General features: G+C 24.4%; 7 protein-coding genes. 5 read left to right on the top strand and 2 right to left on the bottom strand.

Annotated elements, in window-relative coordinates:
* The first annotated feature begins 411 nt into the window (after positions 1 to 411).
* Positions 412 to 1164, top strand: coding sequence for a sugar phosphate isomerase/epimerase family protein (locus NL43_RS07935; RefSeq protein ID WP_069593518.1), 753 nt, complete (start codon positions 412 to 414; stop codon positions 1162 to 1164).
* Here NL43_RS07935 and nudC read toward each other — a convergent pair.
* Complete coding sequence (gene nudC / locus NL43_RS07930; protein WP_069593517.1) at positions 1161 to 1967, bottom strand: NAD(+) diphosphatase; 807 nt, start codon at positions 1965 to 1967, stop codon at positions 1161 to 1163. The two genes, NL43_RS07935 and nudC, sit on opposite strands and share 4 nt — an antisense overlap.
* Positions 1968 to 2099: 132 nt before the next feature.
* Here nudC and NL43_RS07925 point away from each other — a divergent pair, with 132 nt between their 5' ends.
* From NL43_RS07925 to NL43_RS07915, 3 genes are all read left to right on the top strand, one after another.
* The gene (locus NL43_RS07925) at positions 2100 to 2888 is read left to right on the top strand and encodes a DUF4013 domain-containing protein (protein ID WP_069593516.1); all 789 of its coding nucleotides are present in this window, start codon (positions 2100 to 2102) and stop codon (positions 2886 to 2888) included.
* A gap of 248 nt (positions 2889 to 3136) precedes the next feature.
* Positions 3137 to 3907, top strand: coding sequence for a DUF4013 domain-containing protein (locus NL43_RS07920; RefSeq protein WP_069593515.1), 771 nt, complete (start codon positions 3137 to 3139; stop codon positions 3905 to 3907).
* A 226-nt stretch (positions 3908 to 4133) separates the two neighbouring features.
* Complete coding sequence (locus NL43_RS07915) at positions 4134 to 4886, top strand: DUF4013 domain-containing protein (protein ID WP_069593514.1); 753 nt, start codon at positions 4134 to 4136, stop codon at positions 4884 to 4886.
* Between the two features lie 532 nt (positions 4887 to 5418).
* On the opposite strand, the gene NL43_RS07910 is transcribed toward NL43_RS07915, so the two are convergent.
* The gene (locus NL43_RS07910; protein WP_069593513.1) at positions 5419 to 7197 is read right to left on the bottom strand and encodes a glycosyltransferase; all 1779 of its coding nucleotides are present in this window, start codon (positions 7195 to 7197) and stop codon (positions 5419 to 5421) included.
* Positions 7198 to 7357: 160 nt separating this feature from the next.
* Between NL43_RS07910 and NL43_RS07905 the strand changes: the two genes are divergently transcribed.
* Positions 7358 to 8112: hypothetical protein (locus NL43_RS07905; protein WP_143741341.1), on the top strand; the 755-nt coding region annotated here is incomplete at its 3' end.

The following is an 8112-nucleotide window of genomic DNA, read 5'->3' as shown; positions in this document are numbered from 1 at the left end:
ATTATTTTTAAAAATAACATTTTAAAACTATATTTTGAATGTAATAAAAATTTCTTGAATATGACTTTAAGGAATATAAAAATTTTAGTAATTTTAAACTAAAATTGTTACTAATAAATTATTCATATGTTACTTTACTAAATAAGCATTTTTTGTAGTCTTGTTGAAAATATGTAATCATGTTATGAGTAGGTACTAATTAATGTAATAGTATTTTCTTTAAAATATCATTATTTATTAGATAACTTATTAGTATAATTATTTGTTTACACATATCTTTTGTTGTAATTTATGAATGCTTCCATACTGAATAGTTTTTAGTAGTAATTCATGTACATATAGATAACACTATTTTTATTATTTCAAATTTATGATAAATTATTAAAAAGATTAATATAAATAGTTTTAATTATGAAACTAGGATTTTCAACATTATCCCAATTTATGAAACCATGGAATGAAATAATTAACACAGCTATAAAGGATAATTTTAATTCAATAGAAATACTAGCTGAAGGACAATCACATCCAGATAAACTCTTAGAAAATAGGAAGTTAGATGATATAGATTTTAAAGATCTTACATTATACATGCATGCACCATCTATAGATTTAAATCTTGCAAGTGTAAATAAGGGTATAAGACAGGAATCTATAAGACAAACATGTCAAGCATTAAAACTTGCAGAAAAAATAGGAGTAAATACTCTAACAATACATCCTGGGATAATTGGAAGAAACGATGATAGAATAAGAAAATATATCATAGAACATACAATCGAATCAATTAAAACATGTCAAGAATACATGAATAATAATTCTATTAAAACAAAACTTGCAATTGAAAATATGCCAAATAGATTTAGATTTATTGGAAGTAGACTTGAAGAACTAGAATACATCCAGAAAAACACGGACTGCTACATAACTATTGACACAGGACATGCAAATACATCTCCAGATTGTAGAGAATTTTTTAAACTTAAAAATATTGAATACTATCATTTACATGATAATAATGGTAAAAATGACAGTCACCTAGCACTGGGTGATGGAAATCTTGACTTAAATTTACTAAAAAAAGTTGAAAATGGAATTCTAGAACTAAATTCATATAATAAAGTTCTAAAATCAAGAAAAGTATTAAATAATATATTAAATTAATGTGTTTTAAGATAGTTATTTATAAGCCATGAGGAAATACTCATATCAGATTGAGGCACTTCTATATCTTCTTTATCAAACCATTTTGCTTTTAATATTTCATCACCATCAACCTTAATTTCTCCACCATCATAATCTGCTGTAAATCCTAGCATGAGTGAATTAGGAAATGGCCATGATTGACTTTTCACATATTGTACATTTTTTACTTTTATACCTACTTCCTCTGTTACTTCACGATGAACTGCTTCTTCAATTGTTTCTCCAGCTTCTACAAATCCTGCAATAAGTGCATAGTTTATTTTTTCATGGTAACTATGCTTTGCCATGAGTAATTTTCCATTATTATTTATTGCAACTATTATTGCTGGTGCAATTCTTGAATAATGCATTTGTCCACAATTAGGACATAGCATCATCATATCTTTTTTATCAATAACAGTTTTTGTTCCACATTGTCCACAGTACTGGTGTGATTTATACCAGTCATTTATAAGAACAGCTCTTGTAGCCATCTGGTATATTTTCCAGTTTTTATCATACACTGTTTTTAGTTGTGTAAATGAGGTATCTGTTTTCACATTCACTGTGTAGCATGGCTTATCATTATATGTTCCAATGTATAATATGAAGTTTTTATCAAATTTTTCAAGAAATGTTTCATCAGCACAGGGTATGCTTTCATCATCATTAAGATATAATTCCCTGTTTTTGTTAAATATAAAGTAGTATGATTCACCAGTTATTGGATGATTTTCACTGAAATCTATTTTATAATTATTATATATTGACTCTTCAATCATGATTATTATTTTTATTTATTATTCTTCACTACTTTTTTCATTTTTTCTTAGTTTTAGTGAAATTTTATATATGCTAATTGATAAAGATGTTTATTGTCTTATAAACTAATAAAATGGAGGTGTGTAGAAATTATGGATATTCAAGATATTATTAAAGAATCAGTAGTATATCCTACAACTATGCCTGTAGGATGGATTGTAATTACTGCATTACTAGTAATTGATGTAATTATGACTCAGATAATATCAACGGGCAGTATACTAGCAGTTATTGCATATATTGTATCTGCAATTGTCAGTTTACTTGTCATAGGATTAAATATTAGTATTATGCATAATTCAATTCATAATAGTAATCCAAATTTTAGTTTAGATCTAGGTCAGAATATTAGTGATGGTATTAAAAGTTGTATTATTTCAGTAATTTATGCTATTATTCCAATACTTCTATTAGTGGTAATTGCTAGTATTAGTGGACTTCCTACTGCAGTTTCAAATCTTGTAGTAGAAAGTAGTAGTGTAGTTAATAATAGTGTAGTGTATATGGGATTAACTTCTGTTTCACAACCAACACTTAGTGCAGCTTTCACATCAATTACTATTACAATGATTTTTGCTGTTATTTTAGGTATTGTATTTAAATTACTTGAATCTATTGCAAGAGCAAGACTTGCAGATACTGGTAGTATAACTGCTGCTCTAAATGTTATAGCAGTACTTAATAAGATTAGAAGTATTGGTGTAGTTAAATATGTTGGTTTTGCAGTACTTATATGTATAGTACTTATTCTTATGGGTATTATTGCATCAATTATATCAGCTATTCCTTATATTGGCACATATCTTTCAACTATTGTAGTAGCTTATAGTGTCATGGTTGATGCATATGCTTATGGATTAATATATATGGATGAATACTAGTAAAAAGAGTTGTATTTTTTTTAAATGACTCTTTTATATACTATTAAATTATCTTAACTTACTTATTTTTTATTTAATTATTAAAAAATCTATTGAAATATGTATTTAACAATTTTATTTAGTTTATCTTTTCTTTTATAATTCAATTTTCATAGAAAAATAGTGTTCTATGATTTTTTTATGAACAAAATTAGATATATTATTAATGATAAATTATATTGTAATTAAAATAAAAGGAGGTTAAATTAATGGACATAACTGATATAATAAAAGAATCCATAACATTTCCATTTAATGATTATAAAGGATGGCTAATAATTGGATTACTAAGCTTAATAAATGCAATTATAAGTATTGGTTTATCATCTAACTCTATATTTGCAGTTATTCTTTCAATAATCAGTTTAATTATTGAAATAATGTTATATGGTATAGCACTAGATGTAATACGTGGAGCAATTAATAAATCAACAGAAATTCCACAAATAGACTTTTCCAAGAATATTGTGGATGGAATAAAAACATTAATCCTACTTATAATCTATATGATTATTCCAACAATAATTACATTAATAGTAGCATTTGCTTCAGGATTTTTAAATACATTATATGAATTAGTCATGGAGTATGGATCAGCTACTGCACCAACAGTTCCTGAGGCATTAGTTTCAGATTTTGCAATAGGTATGATTATAACTTGTATTGTAGCATTCATAGTATTTGTAATATTTGGTCTATTTACATTAATTGGTGAAGGAATTCTTGCAGAAACTGGTAGTATTAAAGCTGCTTTAAATATTAATGATGTGATTAATAAGATTAGTAATATTGGATGGCTAAAATATATTGGATTTGCAATACTTATAGGTCTTGTCACATCAATTATTGCTATTATTGGAGGTATACTTGCAAGAATACCTACTATTGGGTCATTAATTGCTGCATTAATTATTAATTCATACGTACTATTAGTTACAAATCATGCTTATGGATTAATTTATCGTGAAAGCAAAGAATAATTTCTAAAATTTTTTTATTTTCTTTTATTTTCTTTTAAACTATATTTTACTAAAACTTTAATTAAATGATTTTTAATCAATTTTTTCTAAATAGAAGCCCTATTTTTAAGTATTAATATCTTATTTTATCACATTATTTACTACTTTTTAGTGTTCTTTTCCACGATTACTTTATATAATATGAGTTTTAAATTCACTATGACAAAGTACAAAAATGGAGGCGAAAATGATGAATATGAAGGAAATTATTACAAAAGCATTACAAGTACCATTTAGAAGTTTTCACTACGTATTACCTGTAATGTTTCTAGTACTATACATTATTGGTGAATTAGTATACACACCACAAGAGGAAATAGTACTTACAATACTTTGTATAATTGAAATATTAGTCTATATTATTATAGGAGCAATAAGTTTAGATATAACAAGAAAAGCAATAAATCATGTGGAAAAATTACCAAGCTTTAACATAACTAGAATAATAACTGATGGAATAAAATACATGATACTATTTATAATCTATACACTAATACCACTACTAGCAGTATATATAATAGCATATCTTAGTGGACTATTTAACATAATATCACTAACAGTACCACTTACACAAACAGTACTTACAACTAATCAATACATACACCTTGGAATAATAGTATTAATTGGAATAATACTTGCTTTTATAGCAATATTATATGAAATAATGGCAGGAGCAATACTTGCAAAAACAGGTAGTCTACGCAGTGCTCTTAACATAAAACAAGTAACTAATAATATAACACATATAGGATGGACAAAATACATAACACTAATAATTATAAGTAGTATAATATCAGAACTAATCTTCTTTATAGGATCATTAATTAGCATAATTCCATTAATAGGAGATTTAATACTAGTATTACTAATAAAACCATTTATTGTAATGTTCAATGCATACATGTATGGATTAATATATAATGAAAGTCAAGATAATTAAACTTTCATCACAATACTTTTTTTTTAACAAATTTCTTTTTAAATTTAGAATATTCATGTTTTTGTTAAATTACACGTTTCTATTAAATTAAATAAATAATAATTAGAAAATAGACATAATAATAACAAGAAAAATAGTATATGGAAAGAAAATACTTATCATGGATAAAAAAAATAGAACATACAGAAAATATAAGTCAAATAAGAAACAATGTAGAATTTGACATAAAAATATAGGGAATAAGATATATCCTCTAGAAAATCTAGAAGTAGATCTCTATAGAACAGCAGTACTACTAGAAGAAGTAGGAAAAATAATAAAAGAAGGAGAACTAGAAGCAACAATATCCAATCAATCAGGAAAAAGAATCATTTATCACAGTTTCTGATTTTCTTATAGATAGTGGAGCAACAGCAAGATACTATTATGGAAAACTAAGACAGGATGATAACTAGATTCATGAAATAATTAAATATCATAAAATCCTTTTATCTTCTCCTATTTTTTTTTAAATGTTGCTTAACATAAAAACCTAGTTTAATGTATCATTAATAACATCATCAAAGAATTTCTTATTCTCCTCAGAAACTAAACTTAAATCATCATAAACCTTGTATTGTGTTATCATTTTATTAAATAATTCTTTCATCATAGAATAAAACCTTGGCCTATCATATTTACTAGTACTATAATACCTATTTTTTGCATAATTAGTAATTCTAATTAGAAGATACTTCTTATACTTATCATACACATTTCCTGTTATAAACGTATTTAACATATTATCACATAAAACAAGAATATCTGTTGCATGATTATTAACTTGTGGTTTATCTCCTGTTTTAAGATTATACATTGCAGAATTTCGCCTATTTACTCTGTAATTATAATAATATGCATCAATAAATGATACACGTCTTGCTTTAATAAATACATGATAGAAAAATCCATTATCCTGATGAATAATACCTGGTATGAATGATGCATTTATATCTTCAAGAAATTCACGATTATATATTTTACTCCAAACTGTTACATTAATACCAAAAAAGTCATGTTCACTAATATCATCATACTTAAAAATAGTATTTGTGAATTCATCAAGTATTTGAATATCATTATATTTACTTGTACTTTGTTGTTTGGTTATATCATCATATTCATAGCTTTTAAACAGAAGCATATCTAAATTATTATTTTCAGATATTTTATATAAGTTTTCAAATGCTTGTTTATTATATACTAGATCATCGGGATCTACAAATAATATGTATTTACCTGTAGCATATTTCATTGCCTTGTTTCTAGCAATAGAAACTCCACTATTACTACTATTTTTTAAAATATACATATTTTCATGTTTATGCTTATATTTTTTAAGAATTTTCATGGAGTTATCAGTAGATGCATCATCAACACATATTACTTCAAAATTCTTGAAGGTCTGATTATAGATACTTTCAAGACATTCACTAATATATTCTGCTACATTATATACTGGTATTATAACTGATATATTCACTAAATTAGTTTCAATATACTTATGTCGTACTTTGTTAAATATAATTGTCATATATTTATTAATCAATTCATAATTACTTCTTTGATTATATGCATCACTAATTTGTTCTATATGTATACCTAGTTGAATTAATTCTTTTTTAGATGACACATGTATATTTTCAATATTAATTACAAGAAGATTTAATAAAGTTCTAAGTAGTCTATCATCACACATAACACTACTTCTCTTCAAAAGATCCAAATGTCTTAGAAAATCATAAAAAGTATGCATTCTAAAAAAAGCATTATGTTCATGATTATATGTGACTTGAATACTACACACTGAATCAATACTAGTAAGTAATTTAATAATATCAATATAAGTTAAAGTATCTTGATGTAAATCAAATAAATTCCTCTTAATAACTAAATCATCTGATAAATCAAGCATATCCTTAGAATTATCATCTGCACTTAACTTAATAATACTTGATGTTCTATTTGCATAAATAGTTCTAATAAATGAATCATCCATTAAATATTCACATGACTTCATTATAAACACATACTCAGAATTAATAGAATCAATTACTTTATAAAAATTATGAGTAGCATAAGAATCATCAATCAAAACAAGAGAAACATCTAACTTCTCCTTTAAATCTATATCAATACAATCATACCTTGTTGTATCATAATCAACACATATAATATTAAAATCTTTCAAATCCTGTGATAAAAATGAATTCAAACACTTATTTAACTCATCAACAGGACTATTAATCAAAACCACTACTGATAAAAACATTTAAAATAAATCTCCCATAAAACAATTTCGTCCAAACGAAAAAATAAATCTAATAATTATTTATGTTAATAACTAATAAAATTAGTTTTCCTTTAAAAATAAGAGTTATATAAATAAAAGCTTCCATTTAAATATTTTATAAAACTAAATATATAATATAATGACGAATAAAAAACTATTTTCCATAATAATATTTAACAAAAATACACATAATGATTTAACACATACACTTAAAAGCATATTTAATCAATCATTAAACTTCAAAGAAAACATAGAAGTATTCATAATTGAAAAAATACTTGACTATACATCAATCATAGACTATAAAGAAAAATATCCTGAAAACATATTTGCATACAATTACACAGAATTCTTTAACAACTATGAAGAATTAATAAAAGGAAAATATGTTAATTTCATAGAAAATGGAGCAATATTTGAGGAAAATCTATTTGAAAATATTAATGAAACATTCACCCAAAATCATATAAATTGTATTAGAATTCCAGTATCAAACAATGATAACTACTTTAAAACCTATTTAAACTACATATACACAACAAAACAAACAATTAATGTAGTTGATGATTATATGTACATAGGATTAATTCCAGATAACTTCTTTATTAAAAAAGACTTCTTATTTAGACTAGTAAACTCATCCAAATTCATAAATAATAATCCATTAACAATTATAACAACAATACTACTAAATTCAAGAAGATACATGATTCTAAACAATACATCTATGAGTATATGTCCAGGAAAACAATTATTCTACACAGACATAAATCAATTTAAGAAAATTATAGATACATTAATAGAAACATATGAAACTAATAATCAAATACCAAGATATTTACAAATAATAATACTAATACATATATCAAAAAGTATTCAACATGATAATAATGA

Source organism: Methanosphaera sp. WGK6, from assembly GCF_001729965.1.
Taxonomy (GTDB): Archaea; Methanobacteriota; Methanobacteria; order Methanobacteriales; family Methanobacteriaceae; genus Methanosphaera.
This window is presented reverse-complemented; position numbering and strand designations above follow the sequence as displayed.